This is a genomic window from Spirosoma endbachense (genome assembly GCF_010233585.1).
GTDB classification, from domain to species: Bacteria; Bacteroidota; Bacteroidia; order Cytophagales; family Spirosomataceae; genus Spirosoma; species Spirosoma endbachense.
In genome coordinates this window covers 6,926,398-6,946,543 of the sequence record NZ_CP045997.1, presented here as the reverse complement: position 1 = coordinate 6,946,543, position 20,146 = coordinate 6,926,398, and the positions used below count along the sequence as shown (strand labels likewise).

At 47.7% G+C, this 20,146-nt stretch carries 18 protein-coding genes; 7 read left to right on the top strand and 11 right to left on the bottom strand.

Annotated features, from left to right (window positions below; translation table 11 throughout):
• Positions 1-61 precede the first annotated feature (61 nt).
• Entirely contained in the window at positions 62-622 is a 561-nt protein-coding gene (locus GJR95_RS28330; protein ID WP_198424750.1) for a T9SS type A sorting domain-containing protein, read from the top strand.
• A gap of 51 nt (positions 623-673) precedes the next feature.
• Here the strand turns inward: GJR95_RS28330 and GJR95_RS28325 are convergent, their stop codons facing one another.
• The 5 genes from GJR95_RS28325 to GJR95_RS28305 all read right to left on the bottom strand — a co-directional run bounded on the left by GJR95_RS28325 (position 674) and on the right by GJR95_RS28305 (position 7,425).
• On the bottom strand, positions 674-3,751 hold the full coding sequence (locus GJR95_RS28325) for an efflux RND transporter permease subunit (protein WP_162389063.1): 3,078 nt from the start codon (positions 3,749-3,751) through the stop codon (positions 674-676).
• An 85-nt stretch (positions 3,752-3,836) separates the two neighbouring features.
• Positions 3,837-4,919 carry an efflux RND transporter periplasmic adaptor subunit gene (locus tag GJR95_RS28320; RefSeq protein WP_162389062.1) on the bottom strand — a complete coding sequence of 361 codons (1,083 nt, stop codon included), beginning with the start codon at positions 4,917-4,919 and terminating at the stop codon, positions 3,837-3,839.
• The gene (locus GJR95_RS28315; protein WP_162389061.1) at positions 4,916-5,350 is read right to left on the bottom strand and encodes a DUF3995 domain-containing protein; all 435 of its coding nucleotides are present in this window, start codon (positions 5,348-5,350) and stop codon (positions 4,916-4,918) included. The genes GJR95_RS28320 and GJR95_RS28315 overlap by 4 nt, the downstream gene beginning before the upstream one ends.
• A 28-nt stretch (positions 5,351-5,378) precedes the next feature.
• Positions 5,379-6,749, bottom strand: a complete 1,371-nt coding sequence (locus GJR95_RS28310; RefSeq protein ID WP_162389060.1) for a TolC family protein — start codon at positions 6,747-6,749, stop codon at positions 5,379-5,381.
• A 64-nt stretch (positions 6,750-6,813) separates the two neighbouring features.
• Entirely contained in the window at positions 6,814-7,425 is a 612-nt protein-coding gene (locus tag GJR95_RS28305; RefSeq protein WP_162389059.1) for a TetR/AcrR family transcriptional regulator, read from the bottom strand.
• Between the two features lie 425 nt (positions 7,426-7,850).
• Between GJR95_RS28305 and GJR95_RS28300 the strand changes: the two genes are divergently transcribed.
• From GJR95_RS28300 to GJR95_RS28285, 4 genes are all read left to right on the top strand, one after another.
• Positions 7,851-8,471 carry a thioredoxin family protein gene (locus GJR95_RS28300; protein WP_162389058.1) on the top strand — a complete coding sequence of 207 codons (621 nt, stop codon included), beginning with the start codon at positions 7,851-7,853 and terminating at the stop codon, positions 8,469-8,471.
• A 118-nt stretch (positions 8,472-8,589) separates the two neighbouring features.
• Positions 8,590-9,141, top strand: coding sequence for a sll1863 family stress response protein (locus tag GJR95_RS28295; RefSeq protein ID WP_162389057.1), 552 nt, complete (start codon positions 8,590-8,592; stop codon positions 9,139-9,141).
• A gap of 290 nt (positions 9,142-9,431) precedes the next feature.
• The gene (locus tag GJR95_RS28290; protein WP_162389056.1) at positions 9,432-10,148 is read left to right on the top strand and encodes a DUF3291 domain-containing protein; all 717 of its coding nucleotides are present in this window, start codon (positions 9,432-9,434) and stop codon (positions 10,146-10,148) included.
• 70 nt (positions 10,149-10,218) lie between these two features.
• Entirely contained in the window at positions 10,219-12,333 is a 2,115-nt protein-coding gene (locus GJR95_RS28285; protein ID WP_162389055.1) for a peptidylprolyl isomerase, read from the top strand.
• A gap of 81 nt (positions 12,334-12,414) precedes the next feature.
• Here GJR95_RS28285 and rdgB read toward each other — a convergent pair whose 3' ends face one another.
• From rdgB to GJR95_RS28270, 3 genes are all read right to left on the bottom strand, one after another.
• Positions 12,415-12,996: an RdgB/HAM1 family non-canonical purine NTP pyrophosphatase gene (gene rdgB, locus GJR95_RS28280; RefSeq protein ID WP_162389054.1), complete on the bottom strand. Its 582-nt coding sequence runs from the start codon at positions 12,994-12,996 to the stop codon at positions 12,415-12,417.
• 71 nt (positions 12,997-13,067) lie between these two features.
• Positions 13,068-13,994 (bottom strand): FKBP-type peptidyl-prolyl cis-trans isomerase, encoded by a 927-nt coding sequence (locus tag GJR95_RS28275; RefSeq protein WP_162389053.1) that lies wholly within the window; start codon positions 13,992-13,994, stop codon positions 13,068-13,070.
• A gap of 116 nt (positions 13,995-14,110) precedes the next feature.
• On the bottom strand, positions 14,111-15,142 hold the full coding sequence (locus GJR95_RS28270; RefSeq protein WP_174260240.1) for a DHH family phosphoesterase: 1,032 nt from the start codon (positions 15,140-15,142) through the stop codon (positions 14,111-14,113).
• 134 nt (positions 15,143-15,276) lie between these two features.
• Between GJR95_RS28270 and GJR95_RS28265 the strand changes: the two genes are divergently transcribed.
• Entirely contained in the window at positions 15,277-15,696 is a 420-nt protein-coding gene (locus GJR95_RS28265; protein WP_162389051.1) for a nucleoside-diphosphate kinase, read from the top strand.
• A 52-nt stretch (positions 15,697-15,748) separates the two neighbouring features.
• Here the strand turns inward: GJR95_RS28265 and nth are convergent, their stop codons facing one another.
• The 3 genes from nth to GJR95_RS28250 all read right to left on the bottom strand — a co-directional run bounded on the left by nth (position 15,749) and on the right by GJR95_RS28250 (position 17,328).
• Complete coding sequence (gene nth / locus GJR95_RS28260; RefSeq protein ID WP_162389050.1) at positions 15,749-16,396, bottom strand: endonuclease III; 648 nt, start codon at positions 16,394-16,396, stop codon at positions 15,749-15,751.
• 106 nt (positions 16,397-16,502) lie between these two features.
• Positions 16,503-16,754: a hypothetical protein gene (locus tag GJR95_RS28255; protein ID WP_162389049.1), complete on the bottom strand. Its 252-nt coding sequence runs from the start codon at positions 16,752-16,754 to the stop codon at positions 16,503-16,505.
• On the bottom strand, positions 16,729-17,328 hold the full coding sequence (locus GJR95_RS28250) for an RNA polymerase sigma factor (protein WP_162389048.1): 600 nt from the start codon (positions 17,326-17,328) through the stop codon (positions 16,729-16,731). Before GJR95_RS28250 ends, GJR95_RS28255 begins: the two co-directional genes overlap by 26 nt.
• Before the next feature lie 476 nt (positions 17,329-17,804).
• Here GJR95_RS28250 and GJR95_RS28245 point away from each other — a divergent pair, with 476 nt between their 5' ends.
• A complete protein-coding gene (locus GJR95_RS28245) occupies positions 17,805-19,994 on the top strand; it encodes a tetratricopeptide repeat-containing sensor histidine kinase (RefSeq protein WP_162389047.1) in 2,190 nt (729 codons plus the stop codon).
• Positions 19,995-20,146 lie beyond the last annotated feature (152 nt).

Genomic DNA, 20,146 nt, shown 5'->3' with positions numbered 1-20,146 from the left:
GTTTCGTTTCTACGGTTGCCAAGCAGATGAGGGGCGTGGTTCAATGCATTTGGATGAAATTGTGATTAATGCCCAAATACTCCCCGTTTCGCTCGTTTCCTTTACGGCCAAACCGCAGGGCGATCATGTTCAGATTAGCTGGGAGACAGTGCAGGAACGTAATGCCGATTGTTTCGAGGTTCAACGTAGCTACGATCTGGGAGAGTTTACAACCGTTGGCCGAATCGCAGCTAAAGGAGCTACTGACCAACATCACTATTACGGCTTCACGGATCAACGACCGCTGGACGGAGCCAACTACTATCGCTTAACGCAAATCGATACAGATGGGCAGGCTTTACACTCCAAAATTGTTGCGGTGGTAATGGATGAGGTTACGCCATCTATGGAAGTGCTGGGAAATCCAATTGATGGGCAGATGATTCGAGTAGCAATGCGCAACATGGCTAAGGCTACATTTCATCTGACAAGTCTGGCAGGGCATGAACTCCCGCTGGCATCGGACACACAATCCGACGGCTCCATGTTATTGAAACCCGCTCAACCCCTCACTCAGGGAATTTACCTGCTCCGGGCAGAACTGAATGGCAGACAGCTTATTCAGAAAATTGTCGTGCGATAAAGTAAACAAACACATAGCCACCAGATTCAGTACGATCCGGTGGCTATGTGTTTACACCAATACGGCTTCCTGCTCGCTGGTCGCTACGGTTTTGGCCTGTACGCTGGGTGGCAACAGCTTATACAACACGGGCGTCACTACACGCGACAGTAATGTGCTGGAAATCAGACCGCCAATCAGAACCCATGCCAGAGGAGAGTAGAGCGGATTCCCTTCCAGTGCCAGTGGCATCAGACCGCCAATCGCCGTAAGTGAGGTGAGAACAATAGGCACAAAACGTACTTCTCCAGCGTGTTCAATGGCTTCGATCAGAGGCATTCCTTCCTGTCGGAGCTGATTTGTAAAATCAACGAGTAGGATGGAGTTTTTGACCTCAATACCGATCAGCGCGATCAGCCCAATAACGGCTACAAACGAAAAGGGATTACCCGTGAAATAGAGGGCTAGCACAGCACCGATAATTCCTAATGGAATCACTGACAGCACAATCAATGTACTTTTAAACGTGCCAAATTCCAGCACCAGCACCGCAATAAAGCCGAAAATAGTGATGAGAATAATGGTGCCCAGACCACCAAATGATTTGGCGCGGCTCTCCAGTTCACCCGCCGTCTGGTAGCTGAAGCCAGTGGGAAATTTCATTTTGTCGAGCTTCGAGAGCACGTCATTGAATACGTTATCGACCAAATAACCTGTTTTGACGAAACCCGTAATCGTAACGTACCGATCTTTATCGTAGTGGCGGATTTGATTCGTACTGCTTTCGAATTCGAGGTCAGCAATTTGCCGCAAGGGTACAGCAGAGCCTGTTAACGTGTTAACATACAGATCGCTGAGCACGCGCTGGTCAGCTACTTTCCCTTTCGGCAGAGTTACATTGATGGTATAATCGTCGCCATTGGGTTCTTTGAAGGTTCCAACGTTAAGTCCCGCAACAGCAAGCCGAATTGTGCGGTTCACGTCGGCAATTGAAATACCTAATAACCCTGCTTTTTCTTTGTTGATGCGCACACGCAGGTCGGTTTTCTGGTTAGCCAATGGATTGTTCACGTAGATCAGACCCGGCGTTTTTTTGAATGCCGTTTCAACCCGTGATGCCATTACCTTTAGTGTATCGAGATTTTCACCGAATACCCGAATCGCAACCGGAGCTTCCTGATCCGGACCCTGCTCAAAATCTTTAACCTCAATTTTGGCGTTTGGATAGAGCTTGAAACGCTCGCGAAGTTTATCGATCATCACTCGTTTTTCGGCGGGCTCCATATCGACCAACTGCACATAAAACTGAGCGTAGTTTGGCGATTCGTTCCGTTGAACGATGTTGTAATAGATACGGGGTTGACCGCGTCCTACATTCGTCGTAACATATTTTACATCATGTTCCCGTTTCAATTCACCTTCTACGTAACGGGCAACGCGATCCGTTTCCGATAGGCTGGTCCCATCCGGCGTTTCGACATTGATCAGAAATTGAGGTTTTTCGGAGGCTGGAAACAGGCCAAACCCCACAATCCTGAACATATACAGCGCTCCTGTAAATAAAACACCCGCAAAAAGTAGCGTTACGACCGGGTGGCGAAGGCCCCAGTGCAGCAGACGACTATACGAGCCACTGATTAACCGCTTGAGGGCACGCATGAAAATGTTCCCTTCTGAATTGTGCTCTTCTTTCAGGATTCGGCTCGACAGGAATGGGACAATTGTCAGCGAAACCAGCAAGGATGCCAGAATGGTTGTGACAACGGCCATCGGCAGCGATCGGATAAAGTCGCCGGAGGCTTCGGGAAGAAAAAGAAGCGGTAAAAACGCCAGAATCAACGTTACCGTACAACCAATAACCGCCAGTGTGATCTGACTGGTTGCTTTGATAGCGGCTTCCCGTTTCGAATAGCCCTCACGCAGGTAACGCTCAATGTTTTCGACGACAACAATGGAGTCATCGACCAGAATGCCCAGGGCAACAATTAGCCCCACAATGCTTAACTGATTGATACTAAAGCCGAGGAAATCCAGCCCGGCCAGCCCAATGGCCAGCGATAAGGGAATCGAGATCATAACGACCACCGCAGCCCGGAGACCTAACGGGAGCAATGTCAGCGAAACGAGGAGGATCGCCAGCGCAAAATCCTGAACAAAGTGGTCGAGCCGCTTATTGACGCTAACCGTCTGGTCGAAATTTTTAACGAGACTGATGTGTGGTGGCAGCGTTTTCGCAAATCGATCAATGACCGGGTTCAACTGTTCACCGACCTTCGCGATATTCTCACCGATTTTTTGCCCTGCTGTTACCAGAACCGCCCGGTGGCCGTTCAGTCGGGTAATGTGACTTTCATCTTCATAGGTAAAATCGACGTCGGCAACATCACGCAGGTAGATGATTTTCTGACCGTTAGTCGAAACAATTGTATTTCGAATTTCGTCCAGCGACCGGTAATCGCCCGCTGTTTTAACGTTGAACTTGCGCGTCCCGGCCTGAATACTCCCACCGGGAATATTCAGATTTTCGGCTTGTAAGGCACCCAATACACGATTGACAGCTACGCCATTCTGGGCCATTTTTTCGATGTTCAACGCCACGCGGACAACCGAGGCTGGATAGCCCCAGTCTTCGGCATTTTTAAGATTCTTTATTTTCTCAAATTCCTCTTTCAACTTATCCGCATATTCACCCAATTCTTTCGACGAAGCCACCTCCGACAGGAGGGCCACCTGAACGATATTTACGTCTGTCGGTGAGAATTTTTTAATGTCGATCCGGTAGATATCGGTCGGCAATTCAGCTTTCAATGCATTTACTTCCCGGATAATTTCCTGGTATTTTTCATCCGGATCGACACTGTAGTCGTATTCAAGCCGAAATACGGCCAGACCATCATCCACATTGGTAATAACATGGTTCATGTTCTCAAGCGCATTGAACCGGGCTTCGCCGGGATCGACAACGAGTTTCTCCATGTCGAGTGCGTCGGTGCCGGGGTAAATGACAGCTACGGCAAAACTGGGGGCCGTAAATTCAGGGTCTTCGCCCCGAGGCATGTTCAGCAGCGAGTTGATGCCAAGTGCGGCTACGCCGAGAAACAGCACCAGCATGAACTGCCAGTTTTTGACAGAAAATTCGGATAAGTTCATAGCTTTTTCTGAACACAGAAGATCGAAGGACTTTACGGTGATTTCCGTGCGTTTCCGTTCGGCTGCCCTGCGTTTGCTTAAATGGTTATTTCACAACTACGCTTGATTCTTCCGTCAAATAGGCCGATCCGGCGGTCACAACCTCTTTTACACCCGTGAGCCCATTTGTCAACAGCACCTTATCGCCGTCCAGAAAACCAACCTGAACGGGTGTTTTGCGGACGTGAAACGGTCCCGCGCCCTGGTGACCATCAGTTAGCACATAGACAAAGCCATCTTTGCCGTTTCCTTCAACAATGGCTTCAACCGGCACTACAACATAACTCCTGCTTTGTGCAGGGACAAGCGTTACTTTGGCGAAGAGTCCAGGAGCAAACTTTACCCCGGAAGGACTGATGTGTACTTCCACTTCATAAAGTTTATTGACAGGATCGGCGGCCTGAGCAAGTTCGCTAATGGTGCCACTGAACGTTTTGTCGGGGTAGGCATCCAGTGTGATGCTAGCCTTATTGCCGAGCCGAAGCCGTGCCCAGTCTTTATCCGATACACCAACCCGCGCTACCCAGTCATTCGGGCGGCTTGACGAAATCAGGTAGACCGAGCCACCGGGGGCGATATACTCTCCGGCATTGGTAATTTTTCGGGTTACCGTTCCATCCACTGTTGAGCGGATCTGGGCGTAGTTGCGGTTAAACTGTGCGATCGTGAGGTTCTGCTTCGCTACGTTTGTGCCAGTCGTCGCGTTTTGAAGTTGCTCGAGTGTAGCTGCTGTATCGGCATACAGGCTTTTAACCCGGCCAAGGTCGCGTTCTGCTTTTTCGTTAGCGAACTGTGCCTGGCTCACCTGTGCGTTGATTTCGGTCAGATCGAGTGTCGCCAGCAATTGCCCTTTACGAACGCTCTGGCCTTCTTCCACAAACATTCGATCGATGATTCCCCCAACTTTGAAAGACATCCTGGCTTCCTGGGCTGATGAAACCAATCCCGAAGCCACCACCGGTTCGGCCCGTACGACCGTACTGACTGGCGTGAGTTTGATGGGAACGACCGCATCGTCGGCTGTCGTTTCGGTCGGGGGCGTTCCAGCCGGTTTTTGCTCGGCTTTACTGCCACACGCCCATAGTGCAACAGTTAATGAGAAGAATAGGAAGATGTGTAGTGTTTTCATGATTTTACGGAAAATGCGATAAGCAGAAAGGTGTTAATGCTCAGCAGAAGACACAGGGGCGAGTAAATCCGGGTGTCCAGATAGGCAAATCGGCTGTTGCGGACCCGTTTGAAAAAGCCGACATAGCGAAAATCGCCGATTGCCCGAAGTAAAAAAATGCCCGCCAGGAGCCAGAGCCCGTATCGATTTAACCAGTTCGGAATGAGTGAACCCGCTGCTGGGAGCCTGCCAATTTTGTATAGATAAAATAAGGCCATGCAGCCAAAAATGATAGCCACCGCCAGCGTAGAGAACGGCCCAGGTTGCAGGGTTTTTGTTCCATTGCGTTCAGGTACGGCTGCCCGTAGTCCCCAACGACCACCTAAGCCCCAATACATATGAATCCCACAAATCAGGAACAGGATCAGCGCATTTAACGAAGCGGGTATCATCGTAACTCTGTTTAGAAATGGATAAGCATCACTGTACGGCTACCGCCCGATCGAGCGCGGCCCGCTTCACGAGTACGTCCATGCGAGCCACAGAATGCTGAAACTGTGCCGTCAAACGGTCGTTCTGATAGCGCAAAAATTCGATGAGCAAGGCCTGCCCATTTCGATACTTGCTGTCGATAACCCGAAACGTCTGGTCGGCATTGAGCATACCGCTTTGGGTAGCCACCAGACTTTGGGTAGCGGCATCCAGATCGTAGTAGGCCTGTAAAACCTGTAGCTGGATCTGGCGTTGAACTTCTGCCAGCCGGGTTTGAAGGGCATTCGTCTGGATTTTCGCCTGCTGGATTTTCGAACGTTTTTCATAGCCCCGAAACAAATCCCACTGTAAACCCAACTGAGCAACTACATAGGCCTGATTCTGGAACGAGTAGCCAAAACCCTGAAAGCCCGTGTTGCCTCCTATATACACATTCGGTATTTTGGCATTGGCCTCATTGAGCCGCACTGCCGTCTGAGCGGCTCGTAATGAACCCCCTAACTGAGCCAGTTCCTGCCGCCCGTGTAGCGCCGTTTGCTGGAGATCGGTAAGGTTCTCTTTCGACTCCGGGAGAATTTTTACGAGCGATGAATCGACCTCTATTACCGCCGTCAGGTCGCGGTTAAGCAGAAAATTGAAGTAAGCGCGTGCCGTTTCGCGGTTCTTTTCAGCTACCGCCAGTTGTTGATCGACCTTACTAATCTCATAACGGGCCGAAGTCACGACTTCTCTGGTCGCCACGTTGTTGCTTACCAGTTTTTCGTTCAGACGTGCCAATTCCTGAAGCACTTTATGCGAATTCTCGAAAATCTGAATGGCATCGAGCGTTTGCAGGTATTGGTAATAAGCGGTGGCAATGTTGTACCGCAATTCGTTTTCGACCACCCGCTTCCTGGCTTCCTGTGCTGATACTAACTCTTTTTGAATGAGGTAATTATATTGAATATCGGTATTGAATAGGGCGTAGTTGACACTAATTTTTGTGTCGTGAAAGTTGTTGGGAGCAAGTAATTGATTGACGTTCTCGATGTTTGTCGGGAAACGGTCGGAACCCGTCAGTTGATTAAGGGTTTTATAGGCCGGATTGAGCAAATCGCCAACCGGAAACTCCAGTCGACGGCCACCCGCTGCCACAGAATAGGTTGGATTGAAGGCAACACGAGGGTAGAAGAACGACTTCGCCTGGTTGAGCGATTCGGTGACGCGGCTGATTTCGAGCGACTCCTGCCGAAGAGCCAGGTTATTAGCCAGTCCTTCTCGAATATACGTTTCCAGAACTGTCGACGGAACGGGCTGGGCTATCAGTGATAAGGGAAACAAGAACCCCAGATAGCGAATACGTCTGAGAATGAGTTTCATGATCATCTATAAGTTAATAAACAGTGTTTAGCATGTGGGTAAAAAAATTTACGGCTTTTGCTGTTTATAAGCCCCGCCGTAATGTGTCACAAAACAGGTTAAATGCATCGTCCATGATCAGCTGGCGGTCGCATTCTGGAAACATACCCAGCCGCTTGCGCAGAAATAGGGCTGTGTAACCGTGAATGGAACTCCAGATCATCATAGAGGTTGCCTGCACATTGTGTTGTTGAAAAATGCCTGCATCCATACACTCCTGAACAACCTGCATAAGGAGGCCAAATGCCTGATCACCTTCAACCCAATCTTCTTTATCCAGTTTATCCATTGGGGCTGTCATAATAAACATCAGATCAAAGAGTTCCGGGTTTTCGACAGCAAATCGGATATAAGAGCGACCCATGCCAACCAGTTTCTCAAAAGGGTCATTCAGCATAAGCAATGGCTGAAATTCTGAAACCATTTTAACGAAGCCGCGCTGGTGCAGGGCAAACAATAATTCATTTTTGTCTTTATAATACAGATATATGGTAGCCGGGCTATATTCGATTTCGTCTGCAATGTTTCGGATGCTGACTTTCTCATAACCATTGGCCAGAAAGAGCTTTTGGGCTCCATCCAGAATTAGCTTACGCATCTCCTCTCGCTCTCGTTCTTTCCGTTCTGTAATACCCATTGAGAAATATATTAACGATGCAAACTTAATGAACACTGTTTAGTAAGCAAATTTTATAACCTGTTTCCTGAAAATTATTGAGTATACGGTTGCTGTACCAGGTCAGCAATAATCCAATCCAAACCGACTATAAATTGATTTAATCCTGATAGCTCGGCTCAAAATAGAATATGCTCCAGTTTTATTGATGTTAATGTAGCGCGTTATCAACGAACATCTACGAATGAAAATAACGGAGTAAGCTTTTCTAAATCTTATTGTTAGTTAAATTATTGAGTGTTGGTTACACGAACTATTCGTTGGTTCGTTAGATTTGGGCAACGAACGATTGTCAGCGGGAAAGCAAGCTCCACCTCGGAATCACCCGGTTAATCTTTTGGCTTCATTCGTTATCTAACTGACAAATGCTAAAAGAACCACTAATCATGAACTGTTGGTTACGCCTGTCTCTAGTACTGTGGCTGACTTTGGGAGCATCGGTCGAAACATTCGCCCAGTTACCCAAAGGCTACACCATTGGCGATGCAGTAGCCGACTTTCGACTAAAGAATATCGATAGCCGAACCATATCACTTGGCGATTATCGTTCACAAAAAGGACTGATCGTTGTTTTTTCCAGCAACCACTGCCCTTTTTCGAAGGCATACGAAGATCGACTCATTGCGTTAGATCGAAAATTTGCCTCGCAGGGTTATCCGGTACTGGCTATTATGCCCAATGACCCGACTGCCTATGAAGATGATTCATTTGAGAATATGAAGAACCGCGCCCGCGATAAGGGCTACTCGTATGCCTACACGATGGACGAAACGCAGGGCGTTGCCCGGGCATTCGGGGCTACCCGAACGCCGGAAGTGTTTGTTCTAAAACAGACAGGCGGTCAATTTATTCTCGAATACATCGGTACGATCGACGATAGCCCGCAGGATGGAGGTAATGTGCAACGCCGGTACGTTGAGGAGGCAGTTACCAGTCTGCTGGCGGGTCGGCCTGTTCAGTCACCATTGACAAAGCCGATTGGTTGCGCGATTAAATGGAAGAATTAATAAGAGCAAGGACGTACGTTTCATTGTTCTAATGGTGTTCGCTGCCTCGTGCTACGTTTCTTTTCTGGCACGTCATTTGCCAATCCGGTTTGTGACAATCAAACTACACGAAATCGTTATGAAAAAGTCTCAACTGGGTTTAACCCAACTCAAACACATTGCTGGCATGGTTATGCTGGTTGCGTCGCTGGCCCTTCTACAGGCCTGTGGCTCGGATGGTAAAAAAGAGTCACGTACAGAAGACGCATTAGAAAAAACGGGGGATGCGATTGAAGCGGATACCAAAGAGGCTACTGCCGACGCAAAGGAAGATTTAAAAGATGCTGCTGAAAAGGCCGACGAGAAAAAAGACGAAGCAGCCGCCGATTTTAAACGTGAGCGTGATGAGGCTGTGGCTAAAATGAATGTTCAGAAAGAGAAATTAGACGCTAAAATTGATGAACTGCGCGCGGATATAAAGCGCAGTGGGGCGAAAGCAAAGGCAGAATCTAAAGAACAGCTGGCCAAACTCGAAGATGAACGTAAAGAGTTAGGAAACGATATCGACAAGGCGAAAAACGCGACAGTTGATGCCTGGAAAGATGTAAAAGTTGGTTTTAAACGCGCCGGCCGTGAAATAGGTGATGCTTTTGATAAGGCTGGTGATAAACTGGATAAAGACAAAAACTAAGTGCTTGTATAAAGAGTCACGTCACGGTCTATACCTTGGGTTTGATTAACCGACAAATGGTACTTTGCGGACCGACTTCGCACAATAAAATGGCAATAAAAAATACCGATCCGCAAGTGTGGTCGGTATTTTTTATTGTGGAATTATGGGGTGATTTCTCTACGAGAGCTTATATGGTTTTTGCACACTCCCATTGAGGTGACTTCCCTGCATAATTTTTTTATGGCTGCTTACATAAAGGGAGCATCTACTAAAGAAAATATGTAGGAGTTATAGGCGTTTCTATGCTTATGTCATCACCCGTCGTTACGGTCACAGTTTTTCATTATCGACCTCTTGCCCGATTTCACGCGTTTGCCAACATGGGCCGTTTCCTGATGAAACCAGCTCGGAAAGATGGATTGCTGTTCAGTAAGCTAATGGGTAGCGGGAAAAACTTTGGTCTGATTCCTGATTTTTCAACGTACGTTTTTTTAGCCGTTTGGGAGAACGACACCTTCGCTGACGCATTTTCGCAAACGCATACCTACCAACTTCTCCAAGCAGGAGTTGCTCAATCGGGTACACTTTATCTCCGGCCCCAACGTACACATGGCTTATGGAATGGCCAAAACCCGTTTCTGCCGATTCCACAAGCCTTTACGCCGGGTCATTTACCTGAATCTCCGGTAGCCGTGCTCACACGGGCTACCATTCATTCGTTTGCTCTGCTGGATTTCTGGCGACATGTGCCACAGGCTCGCCAACGGCTTCACGATCATCAGGATAACCTATTGTTTGGCATTGGCGTAGGCGAAGTGCCACTTGTTCAGCAATGTACGATTAGCATCTGGCGAAATTCAGCGGCTGTCGAACAATACGCCTATCGCCAGAGTGGTCATAAAGAAATCGTCCAGCTGACACGGCAACGGCAATGGTATCGGGAAGAATTATTTGCTCGTTTTTCTGTACTGAAAGCAGAAGGTGCGCTATTTGCAGACATTCAGCAGGTAATGTCTACTAACTAGCGCCAAATCCGCTTGTATTCCAGCGGGGAAAATTGTTATTTTGCGGGCTAAATTGTACGTATAAAGCGAAATGTCTGTCATTAACAAGATCAGAGAACGTTCAGGACTGGCCGTAGGCATTATCGCCGTCAGCCTGATTCTGTTCATTGTGGGGGGGGATTTGCTCGGCGGCCGTAGTTTGCTGTTCGGCGGAAACCAACAGAAGGTTGGCGAAATTGCTGGCCAATCCATTGATTATCAAGAGTTCAATGCCAAGGTTGACGAACTCCGGGCGCAATTTGAGCAACAAACGGGCCGTGCTCCTGCTGAGCAGGATATGGGCCAGCTCCGCGAACAAGCCTGGAATCAGTTACTGTTTGAAATTGCCTATCAGAAAGAGTTCGATAAACTCGGTCTGAAAGTGTCGCCCGAAGAACTGGTAGACATGGTACAGGGTAATAACATCAGCCCAGCCGTTCGGCAGGCATTTACGAACCCCCAGACGGGCGTATTCGATAAAAGCACCATTATCAATTACCTGAAAGGGTTAAAAAACCTGCCCCCACAACAACAGGCGGCCTGGGCAAGCTTTGAAAAAAATCTGAGTTCAGATCGGTTGCGTGAGAAATACGAGAGTCTGATGCGTTTGTCGGTATTTGCCACAACGGCCGAAGCGCAGAAAGAATACCAGGCTCAAAACTCGAAAGCAGATGTGAAGCTCCTGTTTGTGCCCTACTACACCATCAACGATACGACGGTGAAGGTAACGGATTCGCAATTGCAGGATTACCTGAACAAGCATAAAGACGAGTACCCAGGTGCCAATACCCGCTCGCTTCAGTATGTAACGTTCTCGGTGGCTCCCTCAAAAGAAGACAGTGCCACGCTTTACAATCAGATCAAATCATTGGCTCGTGGTCTTGGCGCTGCTCAAAATGACTCTGCCTTTGCGCTTCAGAACAGCGATGTTCGGGTGCCGCTATACATAACAGCCGGTGAAATGCCGGAACAGCTTCGTTCTTCGATTCCGACATTCTCGCCGGGCGGTATTTACGGCCCATTCCGCGAAGGAAATACATACTTCATTTATAAGTATGGCGGTAGCAAGAAAGATACCAGCTTTACGGCTCGTGCCAGCCACATTCTGATTCGTGCAACGGCTCAAACCGATTCGGCTAAGGCTGATGCTCGTCGGAGAGCGGAAGGTATTCTGAAGCAGATTCAGGGCGGTGCAAGCTTTGAGGCTCTGGCTCAGACCAATAGTGCTGACGGATCGGCTCAGAACGGTGGCGATTTAGGCTATTTTAAAAACAATGGCCAAATGGTGAAACCCTTTGAAGCAGCTGTTTTTGGTACTACATCTGCTGGCCTGATACCTCGTATCATTGAAACCGATTTCGGTTATCACATTATTAAAGTAACGCAGCCTAAGACCGATGTGCTTTATCGCATCGCTGGTATTGGCAAAACGATCGCACCAAGCCAGACAACACGCGACGAAGCCTTACGCAAGGCGGACCAGTTCGCTGCTGACGTGCGTACCAAAGAAGCGTTCAACGCTAAAGTGAAGGAAGATAAATCGATTGTTGTTGCTACCGCCGATCGAGTTCCTGAAAATGCCAGCAATATTAATGCATTAGCTGATGCCCGTTCGATCGTTCGCTGGGCATTCGATGACAAAACCGATCTTAACTCGGTATCCGAACCGTTTGAAGTTGGTGATCAATATGTAATTGCTGTTTTGACCAACAAGACCGATAAAGATGAGGTAAAGGTTGAGGACTACCGGGCTGAGTTGACTGCTAAAGTTCGGAATGAACTCAAAGGTCAACAGATCATCAGTAAGCTTGGCAATGCCAGCGGTACATTCGAAGCGATTGCTCAGAAATACGGATCTGGTGCTTTGGTTGAAACTGTAGAAGACGTAAATCTGGCAACCGGGTTCCTGCGTAGCGCCGGAGTTGACCCTGTTGCCTTAGGTACCGCTTTCGGTCTCAAGCCAGGAAAACGCTCGAAGCCGTTCGCTGGTGAGGGTGGTGTGTTAATGGTAGAAACGACCCAGTTAACACCTGCTCCTGCTGTTGCGGATTATGCGCTCTACAAAACACAGATTCAACAGAACAATACATCGCGTACAGGATTCTACATTAACGAAGCTATCAAAGAAGCCGCTAAAGTAGAAGATCGTCGCGCTAAGTTCTATTGATAAGCGATAGCTCAATACCACAAAAAATGGCCCATAGACAGTCTATGGGCCATTTTTTGTGGGTAGTTGCTAATTTCCGGACTACGAAAATACCTGTTCTTTCAAATAGGCAACCATCTTGGTCAGCGCGCGCGACCGATGGCTTATTGCATTCTTCTCCTGAATGCTCATTTCGGCAAACGTACGGTCATGGCCATCGGGTAAAAAAACGGGATCGTAACCAAACCCGCCTGCACCACGCGGTTCCAGTAAGATCTGCCCTTCGACAATCCCTTCAAACTGATGCTCGATACCATGAAGGAGAAGCGTAAAGACGGTAATGAATCGTGCCTTCCGGTTCGCTTCTCCGTCTAAATTCGTCAATAACTTTTTAATATTATTTGCCGCATCACGACTACCGGAATAAAAAGCACTATCGACACCCGGTTCGCCGTTCAGGGCTTCTACTTCAAGTCCTGAATCGTCAGCAAAGCAGGAGACACCAAAATTAATCCAGACATAGTCAGCTTTTTGACGCGAATTGCCAGGAATTGTTCCCGTCGTTTCGGGTAATTCGTCGGTGCAGCCAATATCGCTGAGCGTTTTGAGTTGAAATGCATCGCCTAGCCAGGCCGATACTTCCTCTAATTTGTGTTGGTTGTTTGTTGCAAAGCAAAGCTCCATAAGCAAAAGAAAAGCCGTTCGAAGGTAAAACTACGAACGGCTTTTGTAAGAACGAAAAATAACGGAATTGATTACCGGCCTGGCTGTGGCATTCCCGGTTGTGGCATTCCGGGTTGACCAGGTTGTCCTTTTTGAATATCTACCAGTTCAATATCAAACAGCAATACAGAATTTGGTGGAATACCCTGATTACCACGTGGGCCATAAGCCATTGTGGATGGAATAATCAGCGTGGCTTTTTCGCCTTTGTGCATTTTCATGACACCTTCTTCCCAACCAGGAATTACCTGACCGACACCAACCGGGAACTGTACGGGTTTGCCACCTGCCTGCGGATTCGTTTTAGAACTGTCGAATACTTTGCCGTCCAGCAGTTTACCCGTGTAATGCACCTGTACAACGTCGCCACGAGAGGGCGTAGGTCCACCACCCGGTTGAGTAACTACGTAATAAACGCCTGATTCGGTCTTCTGGGCTTTACCTGCCAAACCGTTTTTGGCAACGTAATTCTCGATGGTTTTAGCATCGACCCCTTTTTGCTTTTCAAAGTCAGCAGCCTGAGACTTTTTGTACTCGTCTTCCGACTGCACATTCATGACTTTTACCGCGATACCAATGTCTGTACCTTTCTGTACCCCCGGAGGTAGTGGCTGCATAGCCCGTGTAAACAGCGAATCGGCGCTTACATAGAAGGTTGCGCTGTCACCTTTGCCAAGCATTGTGAGGCCTTCTTCGTAGCTTCCTTTAAATGGTGGGACTTGCAACAGCATCTGGAAGGGGGCGCCTTCTTTATGCGTATCACGCAAGACAGAATCTTTGTTGTTGAGCAGAGTCAGGTGAAGGCTGAGGATGTCACCGACTTTTCCTTTCCGAGGGCTGTCAGCCTGCTCATGGATTTGGTACTTCAGGCCGTTTTCCGTTACCTGAACGCGGTTTTTACCGCAAGCCGCTACTACAGCGACAATCAGGGCGGCTTTCCCGAAATTTTTAAGAGACATGAGAAAATACTGGTTTTTATGCTTAAAGTACGTTCGCAGTTTGTGATTTTTAATGTTTATGCCGGTCGGTAACTACGAACAACAAACCGCTCCGGCGGTCCGGCACAAACCATTTCTCAGACAGTCTCCAGCAACTGTTGTTGATACTGAGGGAGTATTGTTAAAAGTTTTTTCTCGGTTTCGGCCAACGACAACTTAGATCGTCCACCGGCAGCATTTCGATGGCCTCCGCCATTAAAGTGTTTGCTTGACAGCTCGCGAACTGAAAAATCGCCGATTGAACGAAAAGAGAGACGAATTTCATCGTTACGGTCAATCAAAATTGCAGCCATCACCACGCCTTCTACCGACAGTGCATAGTTGACCATGCCTTCCGTATCGCCCGTTTTGGATCGATACTGCTTTAGTTCGGCGTCAGTTAGGGTGATATAGGCAAATTTATACTCGGGTACTACTTTCAACTTTTCGTTTAGGACATAACCTAATAGCCGAAACTTATCAAGCGATACATTGTCGAAAATACGTCGGTGAATGCTGCTTACATCGATCTTAAGATCGAGCAGCTCAGCCGCCATGCGATGCACATCACCGGTTGTATTCGAGTGGCGAAAAGAACCCGTGTCGGTCATCAGTCCCGAATACAAACACTCGGCAATAGGAATGTCGAGTAGATCTTTGTCGCCTAACTGCACAATTAGCCGGAAAACAAGCTCGGCGGTGGCAGCAGCACTTGGGTCCCAAAGAGCCAGGTCAGCGAATGCTTCCGGTTCGAGATGGTGATCGATCAGGATCTTACGGGCGCGTGACTGACGCACCATGGGCGCCAGATCGCGGATGCGGTCCAGGCTCGAGAAGTCGAGACAAAAGATCACATCGGCCTCTTCCATTAATTGGGCCACTGTTACCCGAACTTTCTCGTCGAAGGCAATGACGTCATCATTACCCGGCATCCAATACAGATTTTGCCCGTAGTCGGTAGGGGTGACAACTGTCACGCGGTGACCTTTTTTGCGGAGGTAACCCGCCAAACCCAGCGATGATCCCATAGCATCAGCGTCAGGATTCTGGTGAGTTGTAATCAGCACAGTTTGGGCGGTACCACTCAGCGGTTGTCCGATAACTGCACCAATTGCTTCAATATCTTGCATAAACAAACAGCCGAAGCCGTAATCGAAACCCAAAAGTACGAATAATTTGGATATCAGTGGGCTAATTGACCTACATGGCATTTCGGGTAAAGTGCTTACCTTTGCGCCCAAATAAAATTTGGAAATAATCCCTGATGGCTACGAACCAAACGTTCACCATGATTAAGCCCGACGCAGTAGAAGGCGGGCATACTGGAGCAATTATTAAACTGATTGAAGAAGCAGGCTTCCGTATCGTTGCAATCAAAAAGACTCAGCTAACGCCTGAGCGGGCTGGTCAATTTTACGCCGTTCACCGCGAACGCCCGTTTTATAACGATCTACGGGCCTATATGTCTTCGGGAGCGATTGTACCCATGATTCTGGAAAAAGAAAATGCGGTTGCGGATTTCCGTAAATTGATTGGTGCTACGAATCCGGCACAGGCTGAAGAAGGGACAATTCGCAAGTTGTATGCCAAGTCAATTGAAGCAAACGCGATTCACGGCTCTGACTCGGATGAGAATGCCGCAATTGAGGGAAGCTTCTTTTTTGCTGCAACAGAGCAATTTTAGTCTGAACGGTGATCAGGCTGATTAAAGGCTATTCATAGAGTAATCAGCCTGGTCATAATCCAAAACGCTTCTCATAATACTTGCAAAATTCCTTCAGGGCGCATATTTCGCACTTAGGTGTACGGGCGAGGCATACATATCGTCCATGTAAAATAAGCCAGTGATGAGCTTTAGGGACGTATTGTTTCGGAATGTGGGCCATCAATGCTTTTTCAACGGCAAGTGGCGTTGTTGCAGTTAGTGGAGCAAGCCCCAGCCGATGTGAGACACGAAAAACATGCGTGTCAACGGCCATTGTCGGTTCATTATAGACGACTGATAAAATGACATGGGCCGTTTTTCGGCCAACGCCCGGCAATGTCTGCAACTCCTCAACGGTTGCCGGAATTTCTCCCCCAAAGCGTTCCATTAACACTTTTGCCATCCCGACCAGGTGCTTTGCCTTGTTGTTGGGATACGACACGCTGCGGATGTAGGTAAATACTTCATCAACCGAGGCAGCCGCCAGCGATTCTGGCTCCGAAAAGCGAGCAAAAAGAGCTGGAGTAATCTGGTTAATTCGCTTATCCGTGCACTGAGCCGATAAAATAACAGCAACCAGCAACTCAAACGGGTTGCCGAAATTTAATTCTGTTTTAGGCTCCGGATAATGCTGGGTAAAATAATCGAGAAATCGCTGGAAGCGTTCTTTTTTTTGCATACAAAAACGACCTTAAACACCGGATAACAGATCATAGCCAGTTAACAAGGCTGCGATCTGTTATCCAATGTCCAATGTCTGGAATACAACAAAACCCACTAACTCGCTACGAATGACGCAGACGGGTTGGTGGGTTTGCCGGATGGTGTTTGGAGTAATTCAGAATGCTCTGAACCGTACTTTTTCGGGGTTGACGTTCAATTTTATTCATCAAAGCCCGTAGTTCGAGGGCTTCGAGAAAGAACGTCATCAATTCCGGTTCAGACATCATGGCGTCTTCAATGAGCAGGTTCTCCTCTGGAGAGGTCTCCTCATAGACGTACCGGATTACATCATCTTGGGTAAATGTTTTTATCATAACTCAGCGAACGTTTGCTCAGTTGTTTGCGCAGATTAATCAGCGCATAACGCATACGTCCCAAAGCTGTGTTGATGCTGACTCCGGTTGCATCGGCAATCTCCTGGAAACTCATTTCCTCGTAGTGCCGCATAATGAGCACTTGACGCTGTTGTTCCGGCAATCGCTGAATCAGTTCGCGCAAATGCTCGTGTGTTTCCTGGCGAATTTGCAATGATTCTACCGAATCTTCAGCAAACTCAAGCGTATTAAACACACTGCTTCCGTCTTCAAACACCACACTGGGGTAGCGTTTATCTTTTCGGAAATAGTCAATGGCCAAGTTGTGAGCGATGCGGATAATCCAGGGTAGAAATTTTCCCTCCTCGTTGTATTTACCAGACTTAAGCGTGTCCACCGCTTTTATAAAGGTGTCCTGCATTAAATCTTCGGCCACGTACTGATCTTTGACGATCAAATAAATGGTAGTGTAAATCTTCGATTTGTGCCGCTGCACTAATTTTGCAAAGGCTTTTTCATTACCACGGATGTACAGGGAAATCAACTCACTGTCGTTTACCTGGGCTTTTTCCATTTTCAGTAAGACAATTAGGTAACGTAGAGCTGTGTTCCGATAGTGTGTGCGGGGGTTATGTTTTTTTATAAATTCTGGTAATGCAGGAATCAAAGTAAAGCGTTTACAGGCTCATTTGCAAATGAATAGTGCAAAAAATTTGCCAAACAATCGTTAATCTTTGGGAAATTTCGCGTATTCAGCGGAATTTATTGCAAAACGACATTTTTAGTTTAAAATACTTATTCAGAGAAAACTTTGTACTTACGCAAGAAAGTATTTTATAGATTCACTTTGGTGGCAAAGTGTTTAATTTTATTAGTAAAAAAATCAGATATTTATTTCACGGCTATTAATCAAAATACTTAAAATTGACTGGTTAGCTATAATTTAGGGTAGAAATGTAGAAGTTTTTTCGGGGTAAACGCTTGATTATCTGCTTTCCGTATTTACTTTTAGCATCCATATCGGCGGAGTCTCTGTTTGCGTAGTGGTCTATGAGAAGTTTGGCAATCTGGATTATACTATTCAGTCGTGTTGGGTTGTGCCTGGCACAAACGCGGCCGCTATTGCCTGACCCAAACTTTGATCGTCGCAGCGATCAGCAATACATGGATAGTCTGCGGTCTCTGGGCCAGCAGCACATCCGAACCGCTGAGCGTTTATCGCGTACGTTACGTAACGATACTACGCAGCTGGAAGGGTTACGTTACCTTGCCGTTGTGTTTAAACAATGGCGTAATCCCCCTGGCGACAGTAGCCTTTATTACGCGACCAAACTCGTACAGCAGGCCCGATTACTTCACAATGATCTTTACCAGGTCAGGGGGTTGATGCTGGAAGAGTTCTATTATCGAGTCCGGAAAAACGATTACCCGAAAGCATTACAAATTAATCAGCAGGCATCACTCTTGGCCGCAGGATTGCCCAAAACCAGTTCGCCCCTTTGGCAGGTGGAAATGAATATGGGTGATATTTATGTAATGCTGCGCGATTATCCTAAAGCACTCCAAAGCTACCAGACGTCTTTAAGAATGCTTCCGCTGAATACGCTGGTTTCCAGACAGAATCGAAAACTGTTGATGGCTCAGGTTGTCACACAAATCGGTGAAGTCTATGAACGGCAGAAGAAGTTCGATGCCGCCCGTATTCAGTTTGAAGAAAGTCGTCGCTTAAATCGGGAAACGACCTCGCTCTCGAATATTATTTATGCCGACGAACGGCTAGGCGATTTTTATAATACACGCCATCAGCCCGAAAAGGCTATTCCTTATTACGAAGAAGCATTAGTTGGCTGGAAACAATTAAATAGCGCCGTAGGAGAGGCATCTGTATGGGCGCGTCTGGCAGAGTGCTTTGTGCAGATAAAAAATGTTCCATTAGCCATTTCATATGGCGAACGGGCGATGGATGTTGCCCGGCGCCAGGAAAACCTGCGGATACGGCAAATGGCCAGTCAAGCCCTATATCATGCTTATAGAGCAGATGGTCAAACCGAGAAGGCGCTAATTCAGTTCGAAGAATTTAACATGGTTAAGGATAGCCTCAACAAGCAAAAACGAGTGGAGGAAACGCTGGCCCTGCAAAATGAATATGCTATTCGGCTGGTGCGCGAAGAAGCCGAGAAAAATCAGTTGATTCAGCAACGTGAGCTGATGGATGTTCGGCGGCAGGCCGAAATTGCCCGCCTGCGGGCTGAAGCTGAACGGGAGCAGATTGCAGGTGAAAACCGGATGAACCAACTTCGCCAGCGTATCGAGACCGAGCGTTTGCGGGCCGATTCGCAACGGAGCCGGCTTGAGCAGCGGGCCCGCATTGAATCACTGAGTCATACGATTGAGCAGGAGTCGCTGATGCGCTTATTTTTGGTGAGTGGATTGGCGATGCTACTGATCTTCGTGGCTGTTTATTACCGAAAAAGCCAGCTTATTGCCCGTCAGAAGCAGGAAATTGAGGGGCTAAATCGGGGATTAGAAGATAAAGTAGCCGAGCGTACTGTAGAGCTAAAGCTTGCGAATGATCAGCTGCGTGCCAAAAACCGGGAAATTGAAGAGGCTCTGCTGCGTGGGCAGACGCTCGAACGGAAGCGGATGGCTGCTGACCTGCACGATAGTCTTGGTGGACTGCTGGCAGCCATTAAAGTTAGTCTGTCTGCGTTGAATCCAACCCAAATGCCCGAACGGGAACAACAGATTTACCGTAATCTGTTGGGAATGACCAAAGAGGCATTTGCTGAGGTTCGTTATCTGTCCCATAATTTACAGCCCGACGAATTAGAAAAACAGGGTTTATCGGAAGCGTTGAAACGGTTGGTCAATAAGCTTAACTCATCGCAACAGGTTACGTTTCGATTAGACAACACGCAGCTTCCTCGGCTGGACAAAACCACCGAGTTTAACTTATACTCGATCTGTATCGAACTATGCAGCAATATTCTGCGCCACTCGGAGGCCACAGAAGCGGATATTATTTTCCGACGATTCTCAACAGAGTTGAATATGATCGTGAAAGATAATGGCTGCGGTATGGACCCCGCCGATGCCAGCGGTATGGGATTGCGGAATATTCAGGCCCGTATGGACGCCATTCGAGGGCGCTATGAGGTCCACTCGGGGGCCAATGAAGGCACTACGTTCATTTTCATTCTGCCTACATCGTCAGATATGGCTCCTCCATTGCCTGCTTAGCTGCTTCATTTTCCGGATTGACAAGTATAGCTCTTATCGTTTTGAATACGATTAGCGGACTTTTACTGTCTGTCCTGATCTTTAACCGTTCGACTAAAAAAACAGCCAGGGCTCCTTTTGCACGCTTATTTTTGGCATGCCGATTCATGATC

Bases quoted from the DNA above. Each gene is read 5' to 3' on its own strand.
- GJR95_RS28325 (WP_162389063.1), bottom strand. From the start codon at position 3,751: ATGAACTTATCCGAATTTTCTGTCAAAAACTGGCAGTTCATGCTGGTG.
- GJR95_RS28320 (WP_162389062.1), bottom strand. From the start codon at position 4,919: ATGAAAACACTACACATCTTCCTATTCTTCTCATTAACTGTTGCACTA.
- GJR95_RS28315 (WP_162389061.1), bottom strand. From the start codon at position 5,350: ATGATACCCGCTTCGTTAAATGCGCTGATCCTGTTCCTGATTTGTGGG.
- GJR95_RS28310 (WP_162389060.1), bottom strand. From the start codon at position 6,749: ATGAAACTCATTCTCAGACGTATTCGCTATCTGGGGTTCTTGTTTCCC.
- GJR95_RS28305 (WP_162389059.1), bottom strand. From the start codon at position 7,425: ATGGGTATTACAGAACGGAAAGAACGAGAGCGAGAGGAGATGCGTAAG.
- GJR95_RS28300 (WP_162389058.1), top strand. From the start codon at position 7,851: ATGAACTGTTGGTTACGCCTGTCTCTAGTACTGTGGCTGACTTTGGGA.
- GJR95_RS28295 (WP_162389057.1), top strand. From the start codon at position 8,590: ATGAAAAAGTCTCAACTGGGTTTAACCCAACTCAAACACATTGCTGGC.
- GJR95_RS28290 (WP_162389056.1), top strand. From the start codon at position 9,432: ATGTCATCACCCGTCGTTACGGTCACAGTTTTTCATTATCGACCTCTT.
- GJR95_RS28285 (WP_162389055.1), top strand. From the start codon at position 10,219: ATGTCTGTCATTAACAAGATCAGAGAACGTTCAGGACTGGCCGTAGGC.
- rdgB (WP_162389054.1), bottom strand. From the start codon at position 12,996: ATGGAGCTTTGCTTTGCAACAAACAACCAACACAAATTAGAGGAAGTA.
- GJR95_RS28275 (WP_162389053.1), bottom strand. From the start codon at position 13,994: ATGTCTCTTAAAAATTTCGGGAAAGCCGCCCTGATTGTCGCTGTAGTA.
- GJR95_RS28270 (WP_174260240.1), bottom strand. From the start codon at position 15,142: ATGCAAGATATTGAAGCAATTGGTGCAGTTATCGGACAACCGCTGAGT.
- GJR95_RS28265 (WP_162389051.1), top strand. From the start codon at position 15,277: ATGGCTACGAACCAAACGTTCACCATGATTAAGCCCGACGCAGTAGAA.
- nth (WP_162389050.1), bottom strand. From the start codon at position 16,396: ATGCAAAAAAAAGAACGCTTCCAGCGATTTCTCGATTATTTTACCCAG.
- GJR95_RS28255 (WP_162389049.1), bottom strand. From the start codon at position 16,754: ATGATAAAAACATTTACCCAAGATGATGTAATCCGGTACGTCTATGAG.
- GJR95_RS28250 (WP_162389048.1), bottom strand. From the start codon at position 17,328: ATGGAAAAAGCCCAGGTAAACGACAGTGAGTTGATTTCCCTGTACATC.
- GJR95_RS28245 (WP_162389047.1), top strand. From the start codon at position 17,805: ATGAGAAGTTTGGCAATCTGGATTATACTATTCAGTCGTGTTGGGTTG.